This is a genomic window from Oceanimonas sp. GK1, assembly GCF_000243075.1.
Taxonomy (GTDB): domain Bacteria; phylum Pseudomonadota; class Gammaproteobacteria; order Enterobacterales; family Aeromonadaceae; genus Oceanimonas.
Window position 1 is genome coordinate 3,353,919 of the sequence record NC_016745.1, and the last position, 15,100, is coordinate 3,369,018.

Annotated in this window: 13 protein-coding genes; 7 read left to right on the top strand and 6 right to left on the bottom strand. The window is 61.1% G+C overall.

The genetic code is table 11. From position 1 onward, the window contains the following. Positions 1-8: 8 nt before the first annotated feature. The 3 genes from aceE to ampD form a co-directional block, all read right to left on the bottom strand. Positions 9-2,669 (bottom strand): pyruvate dehydrogenase (acetyl-transferring), homodimeric type, encoded by a 2,661-nt coding sequence (aceE, locus tag GU3_RS15765; RefSeq protein ID WP_014293528.1) that lies wholly within the window; start codon positions 2,667-2,669, stop codon positions 9-11. Positions 2,670-2,730: 61 nt separating this feature from the next. Then, entirely contained in the window at positions 2,731-3,492 is a 762-nt protein-coding gene (pdhR, locus tag GU3_RS15770) for a pyruvate dehydrogenase complex transcriptional repressor PdhR (RefSeq protein WP_014293529.1), read from the bottom strand. 395 nt (positions 3,493-3,887) lie between these two features. Then, positions 3,888-4,436: a 1,6-anhydro-N-acetylmuramyl-L-alanine amidase AmpD gene (gene ampD, locus GU3_RS15775; RefSeq protein ID WP_014293530.1), complete on the bottom strand. Its 549-nt coding sequence runs from the start codon at positions 4,434-4,436 to the stop codon at positions 3,888-3,890. A 72-nt stretch (positions 4,437-4,508) separates the two neighbouring features. Here ampD and GU3_RS15780 point away from each other — a divergent pair, with 72 nt between their 5' ends. From GU3_RS15780 to coaE, 7 genes are all read left to right on the top strand, one after another. Beyond that, a complete protein-coding gene (locus GU3_RS15780; RefSeq protein ID WP_014293531.1) occupies positions 4,509-5,027 on the top strand; it encodes a TIGR02281 family clan AA aspartic protease in 519 nt (172 codons plus the stop codon). A gap of 49 nt (positions 5,028-5,076) precedes the next feature. Continuing rightward, on the top strand, positions 5,077-5,931 hold the full coding sequence (gene nadC / locus GU3_RS15785) for a carboxylating nicotinate-nucleotide diphosphorylase (protein ID WP_014293532.1): 855 nt from the start codon (positions 5,077-5,079) through the stop codon (positions 5,929-5,931). 288 nt (positions 5,932-6,219) lie between these two features. After that, the gene (locus tag GU3_RS16935) at positions 6,220-6,657 is read left to right on the top strand and encodes a prepilin-type N-terminal cleavage/methylation domain-containing protein (RefSeq protein WP_014293533.1); all 438 of its coding nucleotides are present in this window, start codon (positions 6,220-6,222) and stop codon (positions 6,655-6,657) included. Between the two features lies 1 nt (position 6,658). Continuing rightward, a complete protein-coding gene (gene pilB / locus GU3_RS15795; RefSeq protein WP_014293534.1) occupies positions 6,659-8,371 on the top strand; it encodes a type IV-A pilus assembly ATPase PilB in 1,713 nt (570 codons plus the stop codon). A 25-nt stretch (positions 8,372-8,396) separates the two neighbouring features. Continuing rightward, complete coding sequence (locus tag GU3_RS15800) at positions 8,397-9,623, top strand: type II secretion system F family protein (protein ID WP_014293535.1); 1,227 nt, start codon at positions 8,397-8,399, stop codon at positions 9,621-9,623. Between the two features lie 350 nt (positions 9,624-9,973). Next, positions 9,974-10,828: an A24 family peptidase gene (locus tag GU3_RS15805; RefSeq protein ID WP_014293536.1), complete on the top strand. Its 855-nt coding sequence runs from the start codon at positions 9,974-9,976 to the stop codon at positions 10,826-10,828. Next, entirely contained in the window at positions 10,825-11,442 is a 618-nt protein-coding gene (gene coaE, locus GU3_RS15810; RefSeq protein WP_014293537.1) for a dephospho-CoA kinase, read from the top strand. Before GU3_RS15805 ends, coaE begins: the two co-directional genes overlap by 4 nt. 131 nt (positions 11,443-11,573) lie before the next feature. On the opposite strand, the gene trmB is transcribed toward coaE, so the two are convergent. From trmB to prfB, 3 genes are all read right to left on the bottom strand, one after another. Further along, on the bottom strand, positions 11,574-12,290 hold the full coding sequence (gene trmB, locus GU3_RS15815; RefSeq protein ID WP_014293538.1) for a tRNA (guanosine(46)-N7)-methyltransferase TrmB: 717 nt from the start codon (positions 12,288-12,290) through the stop codon (positions 11,574-11,576). A 183-nt stretch (positions 12,291-12,473) separates the two neighbouring features. Beyond that, positions 12,474-13,961: a lysine--tRNA ligase gene (lysS, locus tag GU3_RS15820; protein WP_014293539.1), complete on the bottom strand. Its 1,488-nt coding sequence runs from the start codon at positions 13,959-13,961 to the stop codon at positions 12,474-12,476. 27 nt (positions 13,962-13,988) lie between these two features. Next, a protein-coding gene (gene prfB / locus GU3_RS15825; RefSeq protein WP_148265925.1) for a peptide chain release factor 2 occupies positions 13,989-15,087 on the bottom strand; the annotation gives its coding sequence in 2 pieces (ribosomal slippage) (positions 13,989-15,011 and positions 15,013-15,087; 1,098 coding nt in all). Between the last annotated feature and the right edge of the window lie 13 nt (positions 15,088-15,100).

Consider the following 15,100-nt stretch of genomic DNA (forward strand, 5'->3'; position numbering starts at 1 on the left):
GTTACCCCTTATGCGTACAGCGGGTTGATCTTGTCGGCGTCGATGCCGTACTTGGCAATGGCGTCGGCCACGACCTGCTTGTCGATGGTGCCCTGCTTGGCCAGTTCGGTCAGGGCAGCCACTACCACGTAGTGCTTGTTCACTTCGAAGTGACGACGCAGGTTTTCACGGCTGTCGGAACGACCGAAACCGTCGGTACCCAGCACCTTGTAGCTCACGGACGGCATGAAGGCACGAACCTGCTCGGCGTAGTTCTTCATGTAGTCGGTGGCGGCAATGGCCGGCTCGGAACCCATCACCTGAGCGATATAGGGCACGCGCGGCTCACTGGTCGGGTGCAGCATGTTCCAGCGCTCCGCGTCCTGACCGTCGCGGGTCAGTTCGTTGAAGGACGGTACGCTGTACACGTCGGAGCCGATGCCGTATTCCTCGGCCAGGATCTGCGCGGCTTCACGCACGCCCACCAGAATGGTGCCGGAGCCCATCAGCTGAACCTTGCCCTTGCTGCCTGCCACGGTTTCGAGCTTGTAGATACCCTTGCGGATGCCTTCCTCGGCGCCTTCCGGCATGGCCGGCTGGTGGTAGTTCTCGTTCAGGGTGGTCAGGTAGTAGTACACGTTTTCCGGCTTGTCGCCGTACATGCGACGCAGACCGTCCTGCACGATCACCGCCACTTCATAGGCGTAGGTCGGATCGTAGGTGATACAGTTCGGAATGGTACCGGCCAGAATGTGGCTGTGGCCGTCTTCGTGCTGCAGACCTTCACCGTTCAGGGTGGTACGACCGGAGGTGGCACCCAGCAGGAAGCCGCGGGCCTGTTGGTCACCGGCGGCCCAGCACAGATCACCCACCCGCTGGAAACCGAACATCGAGTAGTAGATGTAGAACGGAATCATGGGGCAGTCGTTGGTGCTGTAGGAGGTGGCAGCGGCCAGCCAGGACGACATGGCGCCCAGCTCGTTGATGCCTTCCTGCAGCACCTGACCTTTCTTGTCTTCTTTGTAGTAGGCAACCTGCTCACGGTCCTGGGGTACGTACTGCTGGCCGTGGGGGTTGTAGATGCCAATCTGGCGGAACAGACCTTCCATACCGAAGGTACGGGCTTCGTCGGCCAGGATGGGCACAATGCGCTTACCGAGGGACTTGTCCTTCAGCAGGATGTTCAGGGAGCGCACAAACGCCATGGTGGTGGAGATTTCACGCTTCTGCTCTTCCAGCAGCGGGGCGAAGTCTTCCAGCGCCGGAATGTCCAGCTTGACGGTGGTTTCCGGCAGGCGGGTCGGCAGGTAGCCCTTCAGGCTCTGGCGACGGGCGTGCAGGTATTCGTGCTCGCGGCTGCCTTCCTCGATCTTGATGTAAGGCAGGTTCGGCAGCTCTTCGTCGCTCACTTCAATGTTGAAGCGATCGCGGAAGTGCTTGAGGGAAGACATGTCCATCTTCTTGACTTGGTGCGCGATGTTCTTGCCTTCGGCGGCATCGCCCATGCCGTAACCCTTGATGGTCTTGGCCAGAATGACGGTCGGCTTGCCCTTGGTCTCGGCGGCGTTTTTGTAGGCGGCAAACATCTTGGCCGGATCGTGGCCACCCCGGTTCAGGGCAAAGATTTCTTCGTCGGTCCAGTCCTTCACCAGCGCGGCGGTTTCCGGATACTTGCCGAAGAAGTGCTCGCGCACGTAGGCTCCGTCCTTGGACTTGAAAGTCTGGTAGTCGCCGTCCAGGGTTTCGTTCATCAGCTGGACCAGCTTGCCGGACTTGTCGTTGGCGATCAGGTCGTCCCAGCGACGGCCCCAGATCACTTTAACCACGTTCCAGCCGGCGCCGGTGAACAGGCCGTCCAGTTCGTTGATGATCTTGCCGTTGCCCACCACAGGGCCGTCGAGGCGCTGCAGGTTACAGTTGATGATGAAGCAGAGGTTGTCCAGCTTCTCACGGGCAGCGATGGTGATGGCGCCCTTGGATTCCGGCTCGTCCATCTCGCCGTCGCCCAGGTAGGCGTAAACGCGCTGCTCGGAGCAGTCCTTCAGGCCACGGTCGGTCAGGTACTTGAGGAAGCGGGCCTGATAGATGGCGTTGATCGGACCCAGACCCATGGACACGGTCGGGAACTGCCAGAAGTCCGGCATCAGCTTGGGATGCGGGTAGGACGGAATGCCCTTGCCGTCCACTTCCTGACGGAACATGTCGAGCTGGGCTTCGGTCAGGCGGCCTTCGGCAAAGGCGCGGGCGTAGATACCGGGAGAGATGTGCCCCTGGAAGAACACCAGATCGCCGCCGTCTTTCTCGTTACGAGCGCGGAAGAAGTGGTTGAACGCCACTTCGTACATGGTGGCACTGGAGGAGAAGGAAGACATGTGACCGCCCAGGTCCAGGTCTTTCTTGGAGCCGCGCAGTACGATCATGACTGAGTTCCAGCGGATGATGGCGCGGATCCGCCGTTCCAGATCCCAGTTGCCCGGGTACTCAGGCTCGGCGTCGGCAGCAATGCTGTTGACGTAATCTGAGTGAGCGTTGCGGGCCACGGCAACACCATGCTTGATGGCTTTGGTGGTCAGGCGCTCGTAAATGTATTGAGCGCGCTCAGGTCCTTCTTGACGGATCAAAGACTCCAGGGCGTCAAGCCACTCTTGAGTCTCTATTGAATCCACATCATTTTTCAGGATATCAGACATGGCTGTTTCCTATCTCGTTTGGGGCAAGTGCCCATGGGTTTCGTCGCTGCCGAAGGCATTATTATTCCTGCTGACGGGTCCGGCGCAGGGAGCGCTGTATGCGGCTCTCTTCACGCTGAATGTCTAACAGGGTTTCTTCAATAAAGGCCAGGTGCTCGTGACAAGCGTCCCTGGCCTGCTCCGGCTCGCGTGACAAAATGGTCTGGATCAGATTGGCGCGATGCTTGCGGATCTGCTCCACCGTGCCGGCTCGCCGGTTGAGAATCTGAATGTTGCGCAAAATGCTGGACTCCAGCATGGGCTGGATGGCGCGCAACAGGTGCAGCAGCACCACGTTGTGGGCTGCCGCCGCCACCGCCAGGTAAAACTCAGCGGCGTATTTGGCCTCTGCGGCCAGATCGCCCTTTTCCTGGGCCTGAATAATGGCCTGCTGGGCTTCGCGAATGGCATCGAAGTCGGTTTCGGTACCGCGCATCGCCGCATAGAAGGCGGAAATGCCTTCCATGGTGTGCCGAAACTCCAACAGGTCATACTGGGATTCCGGGTGTTCCGCCAGCAGCTGAAACAGCGGATCCGCCAGGCCCTTGGTCAGGGCATTCTGCACATAGGTGCCCCCGCCCTGCTTGCGGGAAACCAGACCGCGCACCTCCAGGTGCTGAATCGCTTCACGCACCGACGGACGCGACACCGCAAACTGCTCGGCCAGCTCCCGCTCGGGGGGCAACCGCTGGCCCGGCTGCAGGCTGCCTTCCACTATCATCTGCTCCAGCTTGGCGGCGATGGTTTCGGCAAGTTTGGGTTGTTTGATGCGCTGGTAGGTCATTCGCTCTGGCTTTTTAAATTGGTAATACCAATTAACACTGTTAAAAAAAGGTATCAGAGCAGACAAGAGTTGTCCATTTTTTTTGTGATCATTGCATACAAAGGGCCATTTGTTGCCGGCATTTTTTGGAAGCAGCTCATAAAACTAGTCCAGCCACGGGAAAACACAAGGCCACCGGCAATGGTCAGACCAAAAAGGGAAGCAGGGATTGGGGAATAGGGACTGGGGATGGGTGGTGTCGCTGCCACTTTAGTTGGCAGGGCCTGCCCAGCAGGCCTTAAATCACGGAGTAGGAGGCCGGTCCCGCCGGCTGAAAGCGGCGGCTACACGCCTCACGCCTCACGCCTCACGCCTCACGCCTCACGCCTCACGCCTCACGCCTCACGCCTCACGCCTCACGTCTTCAGCATTCGACGAAACCGGTCCCAGTCAAATCCCGGGCCCGGATCCGTTTTGCGGCCCGGGGCAATGTCGCTATGGCCGGTCATGCGGCTGGGGGTAATGGCGGGATAAGCGCCCATAAGGGTTTGTGCCACCGCGGCCAATTGCCGGTACTGAACGTCGGTGTAGTCGCCGCTATCGGTGCCTTCCAGCTCAATGCCGATGGAAAAATCATTGCACTTGTCCCGCCCTTCAAAGCAGGACTGCCCGGCATGCCAGGCCCGCCGGTGAAAGGGCACGTACTGCACCAGTTCGCCGTCCCGGCGGATCAGGCAATGGGCCGACACCCGCAACTGATGAATGCCCTCAAAGTAGGGATGGGCGTTTGCATTTAACCGCCCCAGAAACAGGTCATCTATAAAGGCGCCGCCAAAGCGCCCCGGCGGCAGGCTGATGCAATGCACCACCAGCAACGAGATCTCGCCTTCGGGGCGGTCATCCTGGTGAGGGGATTCACAGTGGCGGGCGGGGCTCAGCCAGCCCTTGTCCAGCGTAAAAGGCATAATGGGTCCCTAAGCGTAAGGTGAGCGGGCGTATACTAACAGTTTGAGCGCAATGTTCGCCAAGGAGTCAACATGGCACCACAGCATGATCCGGTGCGCCGGACCGGCCGCATTATGTGGATTCTGGTGTGGGGCTTGAGCCTGCTGCTGCTGACCTGGTATTTCAACCAGCGGCTGATGCAGGAGAACAACCCCAACCAGCAAGTGCGGGTACTCGGCACCGATACCGTGGTGCTGGAGCAAAACCGCCACGGTCATTACCTGGCCAGCGGCACCATCAACAGCCAACCGGTGGTGTTTCTGCTCGACACCGGCGCCACCCGAATGGCGGTGCCTCAGGCCCTGGCCGCCAGGCTGGAGCTGCCGGCGGGCCGGGCGCTGACCCTGAGCACGGCGGCGGGCCAGGTGACCGGCTACCGTACCCATATTAAATCGTTGTCGCTGGGGCCCTTCACCCTGTACGATCTGGACGCCGTCATCATGCCCAGCCAAAGCGACGAAGTGCTGCTGGGCATGAACGCCCTGCGCCACTTCGAACTGGTGCAGCGGGGCGAACAAATGACCATCACCTATTTGGCGCCGGCGCCCTGAGCCCCGGCCCGCACGCTTGTTAGTGAACCCGTGATAAAAGGTAGACTCCATGCACAACGCCACCCTGGCCAAGGAAATTCGCTTTAACGTCACCGCCGCCCTCACCGAGGATCTGGGTGGCAGCCTGGATCCCAAGCAGGACATCACCGCCATGCTGTTGCCCGAGGATCAGCAGGTGACCGCCCACCTCATTACCCGTGAAAGCGGGGTGTTCTGCGGCCGGGACTTCGCCGAGGAAACCTTTACCCAGCTGGGTGGCCGAGTGCAGCTGCACTGGCTGGTCAAGGACGGCGACGCCATTACCGCCGGCCAGCGGCTGCTGACCCTGACCGGGCCGGCCCGGGCCATTCTCACCGGCGAGCGCACCGCCCTGAACTTTATTCAGACCCTCTCCGCCGTGGCCACCGAGACCAAACGCTATGTCGACAAGCTGGCCGGCACCCAGTGCCGCCTGCTCGACACCCGCAAGACCCTGCCCGGCCTGCGCCAGGCACTGAAATACGCGGTGACCTGCGGCGGTGGCCACAATCACCGCATGGGCCTGTACGACGCCTATCTCATCAAGGAAAACCACATCTTCGCCTGCGGCGGCATCGCCCAGGCGGTGGCCGAGGCCCGCCGGCTGCAGCCGGAAAAACCGGTGGAAGTGGAGGTGGAGTCCTTGCCCGAGCTGGAGCAGGCCCTGGCGGCCGGTGCCGACATCATCATGCTCGACAACTTCAGCGTACCCGACATGCGCACCGCCGTGGCCACCACCGCCGGCCGCGCCAGGCTGGAAGTGTCCGGCAACGTCACCCTGGAGACCATTGCCGACTACGCCGCCACCGGCGTGGATTTTGTCTCGGTGGGGGCGCTCACCAAGCACGTGCACGCCCTGGACCTGTCCCTGCGGGTGGAAAGCTGAGTTCGGCACCCTTCACTTTTGTTCATGCATTATGCCGGGCCTGCCCGGCATTTTTATGCCCACCCCGCAGTAAGAGCCCCCAATGAATAAAAACCGCTGACGCTAGCAGGTGAACGAAAAATAACCAGCTCATAATATGCGCAGATCTACCGCCAAAATGCCGCCAACGTTTCCGTTCCGTGCATGCATGCAATGGGCAATATTCCAAAGCCTTGCTATAGATATGAGGCAGGCTTGATTGAAGCCGGCCCCAAAGAGAAGACTGGATTGCCACTCAAGGATGATGCCATGAACAAGACTTCGCTTTTCCGCCAGGGCGGTTTTACCCTGATCGAACTGATGATAGTGGTGGCCATTGTGGCCATACTGGCCGCCGTGGCCCTGCCGGCGTATCAAACCTATACCCAACGCGCCAAGTTTAGTGAGGTGATTGCTGCCTCAGGTCCAGCTAAAACGGCCATTGAAGTCTGTGTGCAATCAGGATCAGGGAATTCAAGCACATGTACTACTGCAGCTTCAAGCGCGTCTGCAACAGGAGTCGTAGCTGGCCTTGCAACGGGTATATCTATCCAAACAGGTACATCTGGCAGTAATGATACATACACGATTACGGTTACTGGCGATAGCAATGAGTTCCCCTCACCCGGCACTTTTGAAATAGTTGGTGAAGAATCAAATGGAAGGGTAACTTGGTCTCGAAGCTGTGATCCAGTGACTCTTTGTTAATATGACCATTCCCATTAATACCACCCGCAGCGGCCTGGCCCGCAGCCTGGCCGCCGCCGGGCTGCTGTCTTCTGCCGAGCTGGACCAGGTGCAGGACCTCGCCCGGCAGGAAGGCAAGCCGCTCAGCACCATGCTGGTGGACAGGCAGTTACTCAGCTCCCCCGAGCTGGCCCGTTTCTGCGAGCAGGAATACGGCCAGCCGCTGCTGGATCTCGACGACTTCGACCTCGAACAGCTGCCGCCCCAGTTTCTGAGCATGGATCTGATCGAGCGCCATCATGCCATTCCGGTGAAGCTGGACAACCGGGTGCTCTACCTGGCCATGTCGGATCCCACCCATGTGGCGGCATTGGAAGACTTCGGCTTTCGCTTCAACCTGGTCACCGACACCCTGCTGGTGGAAGAAGACAAACTGCAGCAACTGCTGCTCAGGTTGCAGCAAAGCGGCGGCACCGGGCTGGATCTTGACGGTATTGCCGACGACGACATCGCCGGCCTGGAGCTGGACCAGGATCCGTCGGAGCGGGAAGACCAGTTCGACCACAACGAGGACGATGCCCCCATCGTCCGTTATATCAACAAGATCATGCTGGACGCGGTGCGCAAGGAGGCCTCGGATCTGCATTTCGAGCCCTTTGAGCGCTTTTTCCGCATTCGCTTTCGCATCGACGGCATGCTGCACGAGGTGGCCTCACCGCCGGTGCACCTGGCGTCCCGCTTCGCCGCCCGACTCAAGGTGATGGCCCGGCTCGACATCGCCGAGCGCCGACTGCCCCAGGACGGCCGCATCAAGCTCAAGCTGACCCGCTCCAGGTCGGTGGACATGCGGGTCAATACCCTGCCCACCATGTGGGGCGAGAAAGTGGTCATTCGTCTTCTCGACAGCTCCGCCGCCCGTCTCGATATCGATCAGCTGGGCTACAGCGAGGAGCAAAAGGCGCTGTACCTGCATGCCCTGAGGCGCCCCCAGGGCATGATACTGGTGACCGGCCCCACCGGCTCGGGCAAAACGGTGTCGCTCTATACCGGCCTGAGCATTCTCAATACCGTCACCGCCAATATCGCCACCGCCGAAGACCCGGTGGAAATCAACCTGCCCGGCATCAACCAGGTGCAGATCAATCCCAAGGCCGGGCTGTCTTTTGCCCACGCCCTGCGCGCCTTTCTGCGCCAGGATCCGGACATCATCATGGTGGGGGAAATCCGCGATCTGGAAACCGCCGAAATTTCGGTCAAGGCGGCCCAGACCGGCCACCTGGTGCTGTCGACCCTGCACACCAACTCCGCCGCCGAGACCCTTACCCGCCTTGGTAACATGGGACTGCCGGCCTACAACATCGCCTCGTCGGTGAGTCTTATCATGGCCCAGCGGCTGGCGCGCAAGCTGTGCCTGCACTGCCGCACTCCTGAGCTGCTGCCCACCGAGCAGCTGACCCGGCTTGGCTTTACCCCCGCCCAGCTGGCCGACGGCATGACCCTGTACCGGGCGGTGGGGTGTGCCCATTGCACCGAGGGCTACAAGGGCCGTATCGGCGTCTATGAGGTCATGGCCATGAGCGAGCGGCTGGCCCAGCTCATTATGGAAAACGCCGGCTCCCTGGCCCTGGCCCGGGCGGCGGAAGAGGAAGGCATGGTCCCCCTGCGCCAGGCCGCCCTGGACAAGGCGCGACGCGGCATCATCAGCCTGGCGGAGGTCAACCGCATCACCGGCTGAGGCACATCGGTCACAGGACGCTATCATGGCAACCACAAAGGACTTTCGGGTTTACCCCTACAGATGGGAAGGCATTAACCGCAAAGGGCAGAAGGTGTCGGGCTTTGTGCAGGCTGCCGACGCCAAGGCCGCCCGGCGCGAGCTGCAGCGCCAGGGGGTGAACACCCTCAGGGTAAGGCGCAAACGCCAGAGCCTGCTGGCCCGCTACAGGGACGCCATCAAGCCCGCCGACATCGCCATCATCACCCGCCAGGTCGCCACCATGCTGGGGGCCGGCGTGCCCCTGGTGCAAACCCTGCAAATCATCGCCCGCTCCTACGAGAAATCCAGCATTCGCGAGCTGGCCGGCATGCTGGCCGCCGACGTGGAAGGCGGCACGCCGCTGTCCGACGCCCTGAAAAAGCATCCGCGCCATTTTGACCGTCTTTACTGCGATCTGGTGCACTCCGGAGAGCAGACCGGGGCGCTGGAGCATATTTTTGACCGCATCGCCATCTACCGGGAAAAGGCCGAGGCCATCAAATCCAAGATCCGCAAGGCCATGTTTTACCCGGCCATGGTGATCCTGGTGGCCATGGCGGTAACCGCCATTTTGCTGCTGTTCGTCATTCCCCAGTTCGAGGACATTTTTGCCGGCTTCGGCGCTACCCTGCCGCTGTTTACCCAGATGGTGATCAACCTGTCGCGCTGGCTGCAGCACTACTGGCTGTACCTGCTGGCCGCCATGGTGGTGAGCGTCTGGCTGTATGTGCGGGCCTGGCGCAACTCGCAACAGGTGCGCGATGCCACCGACCGCCTGGTGCTGCGCCTGCCCATTGTCGGTACCATTCTGCACAAGGCCGCCCTGGCCCGTTTTGCCCGCACCCTGGCCACCACCTTTTCCGCCGGCATTCCGCTGGTGGAAGGCCTGCTGTCGTCCGCCGGCGCCGCCGGCAACGTGGTCTACCGCCAGGCGGTGCTGCAACTGCGCGACGAGGTGATCGCCGGCATGCAGATGAACATCGCCATGCGCGCCACCGGGCTGTTTCCGGACATGGTGGTGCAGATGATCATGATCGGCGAGGAGTCGGGCGCCATCGACGACATGATGCACAAGGTGGCCAGCATTTATGAGCGGGAAGTGGACGACGCCGTGGACGGCCTCACCAGCCTGATTGAGCCGCTGATCATGGTGGTGCTGGGCGTTTTGGTTGGCGGCCTGGTCATCGCCATGTATCTTCCCATCTTTAACCTGGGCAGCGTGGTACGCTGATGAAAACAATCCGCTGTATCGCCATGCAAAGCTGCAGTGCGGTTGCACTCCGCCGACACGCTTCAAGCCCTTCCATGGGACGCTCGGCACATGCCATCCATGGCATGTGACGGTCGGCTACGGCAATCCCCACTGCAACTTTGGGAAGCTGCCGAGCTGCCTATACAAACCAACAGTCAGCTCGGTGTTCCGCCGAGGAGAGCAAGGGGCGTCTGCTTCGCCGCACCCTCTGCGCCAGGGATGGCGCAGTGGAGCCCCCAGGGAGGGGTTTACGGCGTGTCGGCGAAGTAGTGACCTTTGCTCGACGACGTTGTACACCCCGGCAAGCAAATACCAATACTGGAAACCTCATGACCGAACTGCTCGACAATACCGCTCTGCTTTATATGGTGATTCCCCTGCTCGGCCTGCTGGTGGGCAGTTTTCTCAATGTGGTGATCCACCGGCTGCCGTTGATGATGCAGCGGCAGTGGCAACGGGAATGCGCCGGACTGAACAACCAGCCGGTGGCCGACGAGGCCCCCTTCAACCTGTGCGTCCCCCGCTCCCGCTGCCCCCACTGCCAGCATGTGCTGACCGTCAAAGACAATATACCCCTGCTCAGCTGGCTATGGCTGAAAGGCCGCTGCCGCTACTGCCGCGCGCCCATCGCCAAACGTTACCCCCTGGTGGAGCTGGCTTCGGCGCTGATTGCCGCCCTTGCGCTGTGGCGCTTTGGTCCCGGCCCCCAGTTGCTGGCGGCATTGGTGTTCAGCTGGCTGCTGCTGTGCATGACCCTGATCGATCTGGATCACCTGCTGCTGCCCGACGATCTGACCCTACCGCTGCTGTGGCTGGGGCTGCTGCTGAATGTGGGCGAACTGTTTGTCTCCCTGCCCTCGGCGGTGATCGGTGCCGCCGCCGGTTACGGCGTGTTGTGGAGCCTGTACTGGCTGTTTAAACTGGCCACCGGCAAGGAAGGCATGGGCTATGGCGACTTCAAGCTGCTCGCCGCCATCGGCGCCTGGTTTGGCTGGCAAAGCCTGCTGCCGGTGCTGCTGCTGGCGTCCTTTACCGGCGCCGCCCTGGGGCTGGGGCTGATGGCCCTGCGCCGCCTGGGGGAAGACAGAGTCCTGCCCTTTGGCCCGGCCCTGGCGCTGGGGGGCTGGTGCTACCTGATGTGGGGCACCGAGGTGGTGAATCTTTACTGGAGGCTGGCGTTATGAGCTATGTAGTGGGCCTCACCGGCGGCATCGGCAGCGGCAAAAGCACGGTCGCTAACCTGTTTGCCGAACGGGGCGTGGACATCATTGATGCGGACATCATCGCCCGCGAGGTGGTGGCCCCCGGCGAACCGGCGCTGGCGGCCATTGCCGAACACTTTGGCGCTGGCGTTATCACCGACCGCGGCGAACTGGACCGGCGCGCGTTGCGTGACCGCGTATTCGGCCATCCCCAGGAAAAAGACTGGCTCAATGCCCTGCTGCACCCGCTGATCCGGGAGCGCATGGTGGCCGCCTGCGCGGCCAGTACCTCTCCCTACTGCCTGCTGGTGGTGCCGCTGCTGGTGGAAAACAAGCTCACCGGCCTGTGCAACCGGGTGCTGGTGGTGGACGTCAGCCCCGAGGTGCAGCTTGCGCGTACGGTCAAACGGGACCAAGCCGTTGAAGCCCAAATTCGCGCCATCATGGCCGCCCAGGCCAGCCGGGAACAACGCCTCGCCGCTGCCGACGACGTGATCGATAACAACAGCCCCGACCAGACGGAGCTGCAAAGTGAGGTGATGCGGCTGCACCAGCAGTATTCGGCACTGGCGAAAGGCGTAAACGGCGAGACGTGAGAGGAAAAACGTAAGGGCGTAGGCTCCGTTTCAACGGGGCAAATTGCCCTGAATAAATCGTTGCCGCTGCGCGGCAAGAGGCGGGCAGGCTGCCCGCGCTCCAAAGATGGTCTATGCAGATAAAACTGACTTTACTCGGTGCGGGTAAAGATCAGATCCCAGACGCCGTGGCCCAGGCGGTGGCCGCGCTGTTCGAACTTGGTCAGCGGCCGGTAATCGGGCCGCGGCATGTAGTCACCGGTGGTCGAGGCATTGGCGTAACCGGGAGCGGCCTGCATCACTTCCAGCATGTGCTCGGCGTAGTTTTCCCAGTCGGTGGCCATGTGGAATTCACCGCCGATTTTCAGTTTGCTGCGCACCATTTCCACAAAGGCCGGCTGCACAATGCGGCGCTTGTGGTGGCGTTTCTTGTGCCAGGGATCCGGGAAAAACAGCTGTACCCGGTCCAGGCTCTGCTCGGGCAGCATTTGCTCGAACACTTCCACCGCGTCGTGGCACATCACCCTCAGGTTGGTAAGCTTGGCTTCCGCCGCGCCCATCAGGCAGGCGCCCACACCCGGGGTGTGCACTTCAATGCCGATAAAGTCCTGCTCCGGCGCGGCGGCGGCCATTGCCACCAATGAGCCCCCCATGCCGAAGCCAATTTCCAGCACCCGCGGCGCGGCTCGGCCAAACACCGCGTCCAGATCCAGCGGCTCACCGGAAAACTCAATGCCCATCACCGGCCACTGCTCCGCCAGCGCCTTTTCCTGGCCCTTGGTCAGGCGGCCTTCCCGGCGCACAAAGCTGCGAATTTTGCGCTTGCGCAGATCTTCCTCGGTCTGGGCGGGCGGGTTCTGTTCTGTCATCTCGTTTCTCCGGCAGGCAATGAAGTGCGAATTATCCAAAGTTGAGCCAAAGGTGCAAGCCGAAAACACCTTGGTCAAAACCAAACCTGTGGTGTCTTTTTCACCCCGCCCCTCTGCTTTTCTGCGCGACAACAAAAAGGGCCTGTCGATGACAGGCCCTTGGGTATTCGCACAATGGCGTGATTACCGCTGCGGACGCAGGGTCGGGAACAGGATCACGTCACGAATGGTGTGGGAGTCGGTCAGCAGCATCACCAGACGGTCGATGCCGATGCCCTGGCCGGCGGTGGGCGGCAGGCCGTGCTCCAGCGAGGTCACGTAGTCCTCGTCGTAGAACATGGCCTCGTCGTCACCGGCGTCCTTCTGCTCCACCTGATCGCGGAAACGCTGAGCCTGATCCTCGGCGTCGTTCAGCTCGGAGAAACCGTTGGCGATCTCGCGGCCACCGATAAAGAACTCGAAGCGATCGGTGATGCTCGGATCGTTGTCGTTGCGCCGCGCCAGCGGCGATACTTCCGCCGGGTATTCGGTGATGAAGGTCGGCTGGATCAGGCGGTGCTCGGCGGTCTCCTCGAAGATCTCGGTGATCACCCGGCCCAGGCCCCAGCTCTTCTCTACCTTGATCTTGAGATCCTTGGCCACTTCACAGGCGGACTCGTAAGTCGCCAGCTGGTCCAGAGTCACTTCCGGGTTGTACTTGAGGATGGCGTCTTTCATGCTCAGGCGCGCGAACGGCTTGCCGAAGTCAAAGGTCTCCTCGCCGTATTTCACTTCGGCGCTACCCAGCACCTCGGTGGTGACGGTGCGCAGCATTTCCTCGGTGAAGTCCATCAGGTCGCGGTAGTCGGCGTAGGCCCAGTAGAACTCCATCATGGTGAACTCGGGGTTGTGCCGGGGCGACAGGCCTTCGTTGCGGAAGTTGCGGTTAATTTCGAACACCTTCTCGAAACCGCCCACCACCAGCCGCTTCAAATAAAGCTCGGGGGCGATACGCAGGTACATGTCCAGATCCAGCGCATTGTGATGGGTGATAAACGGACGGGCCGAGGCACCACCGGGGATCACCTGCATCATGGGGGTTTCCACTTCCATGAAGCCGTGGCGGTTCATAAAGCTGCGAATGGCGGCCATCACTTTTGAGCGCACCATGAAGGTCTGGCGGGACTCTTCGTTGGTGATGAGATCCAGGTAACGCTGACGGTAGCGGGTTTCCTGATCCGACAGGCCGTGGAACTTCTCGGGCAGCGGGCGCAGGGCCTTGGTCAGCAGCTGGAAGCTGTCCATGTTGACATAGAGATCGCCCTTGCCGGACTTGTGCAGGGTGCCGGTCACGCCGATGATGTCGCCGATATCCAGGCCGTTGTACTGCTCCTTGATAAAGGCCTGAGCCTCCTTGGTGGCATAGGCCTGAATGCGGCCGGACATGTCCTGCAGGGCCAGGAAGGGGCCGCGCTTGGCCATGATGCGGCCGGCGACCGAGGCCACCTTGCCGAGGGACTCCAGGGTCTCTTTGTCCTGCTCGCCAAATTCGGCCTGCAGCTCGGCGGCCAGGTGCTGGCGGCGGAAATCGTTGGGGTGACCGTTGGCCGGGCAGCCCTTGCGGATCTGCTCGAGCTTGGCCCGGCGCTCGGCAATGAGCTTGTTCTCGTCTTGTTGCTGCTCTGTCGTCATGATTAAGCCTTGTTTGAATCTTTTTATTTACAGCCCGGACTTGAGGCTGGCTTCAATAAACTTGTCCAGACCGCCGTCCAGCACCGCCTGGGTGTTGCGGGTTTCCACGCCGGTGCGCAGATCCTTGATGCGGGCGTCGTCCAGCACATAGGAGCGGATCTGGCTGCCCCAGCCGATGTCGGACTTGCTGTCTTCCAGCGCCTGCTTTTCGGCGTTCTGCTTTTGCAGCTCAAACTCATAGAGCTTGGCCTTCAGCTGCTTCATCGCCTGATCGCGGTTCTTGTGCTGGGAACGATCGTTCTGACACTGCACTACGATGCCGGTGGGCTCGTGGGTAATCCGCACCGCCGAGTCGGTCCGGTTAACGTGCTGACCACCGGCGCCGGAGGCGCGGTAGGTATCTACCCGCAGGTCGGACGGGTTGATCTCGATCTCGATGTTGTCGTCGATTTCCGGATACACAAAGGCAGAGCAGAACGAGGTGTGGCGGCGGCCACCGGAGTCGAACGGAGATTTCCGCACCAGGCGGTGTACACCGGATTCGGTGCGCAGCCAGCCAAAGGCGTATTCGCCGGTAAACTTGACGGTGGCGGACTTGATGCCGGCCACTTCGCCTTCCGACAGTTCGATGATCTCGGTTTTGAAACCGCGGGCCTCACCCCAGCGCAGGTACATGCGCAGCACCATGTTGCACCAGTCCTGAGCCTCGGTACCGCCGGAGCCGGCCTGCAGATCCAGGTAGCAGTCGGCGGCATCCTGCTCGCCGGAGAACATGCGGCGAAACTCCAGATCCTCAAGCTTTTTCTCAAGGCCCGCCAGGTCGGATTTGGCTTCTTCGAAGGTGTCTTCGTCTTCTTCTTCCACCGCCAGCTCAACCAGCTCGCCGATGTCGGCAATGCCCTGATCCAGCTCGTCCAGGGTTTCCACCACGGTTTCCAGGGCGGATCTTTCCTTACCCAGTGCCTGGGCGCGCTCGGGCTGGTTCCACACATCCGGCTGTTCCAGCTCGGCGTTTACTTCTTCCAGACGCTCTTTCTTGGCGTCATAGTCAAAGGTACCCCCTAAGAAGCTGCGCCCGTTCAGACAGCTCCTTAAGTTTGTTGTACACAGGGTTTGTTTCAAACATGGATCGACAGACT

Bases quoted from the DNA above. Each gene is read 5' to 3' on its own strand.
- aceE (WP_014293528.1), bottom strand. From the start codon at position 2,669: ATGTCTGATATCCTGAAAAATGATGTGGATTCAATAGAGACTCAAGAG.
- pdhR (WP_014293529.1), bottom strand. From the start codon at position 3,492: ATGACCTACCAGCGCATCAAACAACCCAAACTTGCCGAAACCATCGCC.
- ampD (WP_014293530.1), bottom strand. From the start codon at position 4,436: ATGCCTTTTACGCTGGACAAGGGCTGGCTGAGCCCCGCCCGCCACTGT.
- GU3_RS15780 (WP_014293531.1), top strand. From the start codon at position 4,509: ATGGCACCACAGCATGATCCGGTGCGCCGGACCGGCCGCATTATGTGG.
- nadC (WP_014293532.1), top strand. From the start codon at position 5,077: ATGCACAACGCCACCCTGGCCAAGGAAATTCGCTTTAACGTCACCGCC.
- GU3_RS16935 (WP_014293533.1), top strand. From the start codon at position 6,220: ATGAACAAGACTTCGCTTTTCCGCCAGGGCGGTTTTACCCTGATCGAA.
- pilB (WP_014293534.1), top strand. From the start codon at position 6,659: ATGACCATTCCCATTAATACCACCCGCAGCGGCCTGGCCCGCAGCCTG.
- GU3_RS15800 (WP_014293535.1), top strand. From the start codon at position 8,397: ATGGCAACCACAAAGGACTTTCGGGTTTACCCCTACAGATGGGAAGGC.
- GU3_RS15805 (WP_014293536.1), top strand. From the start codon at position 9,974: ATGACCGAACTGCTCGACAATACCGCTCTGCTTTATATGGTGATTCCC.
- coaE (WP_014293537.1), top strand. From the start codon at position 10,825: ATGAGCTATGTAGTGGGCCTCACCGGCGGCATCGGCAGCGGCAAAAGC.
- trmB (WP_014293538.1), bottom strand. From the start codon at position 12,290: ATGACAGAACAGAACCCGCCCGCCCAGACCGAGGAAGATCTGCGCAAG.
- lysS (WP_014293539.1), bottom strand. From the start codon at position 13,961: ATGACGACAGAGCAGCAACAAGACGAGAACAAGCTCATTGCCGAGCGC.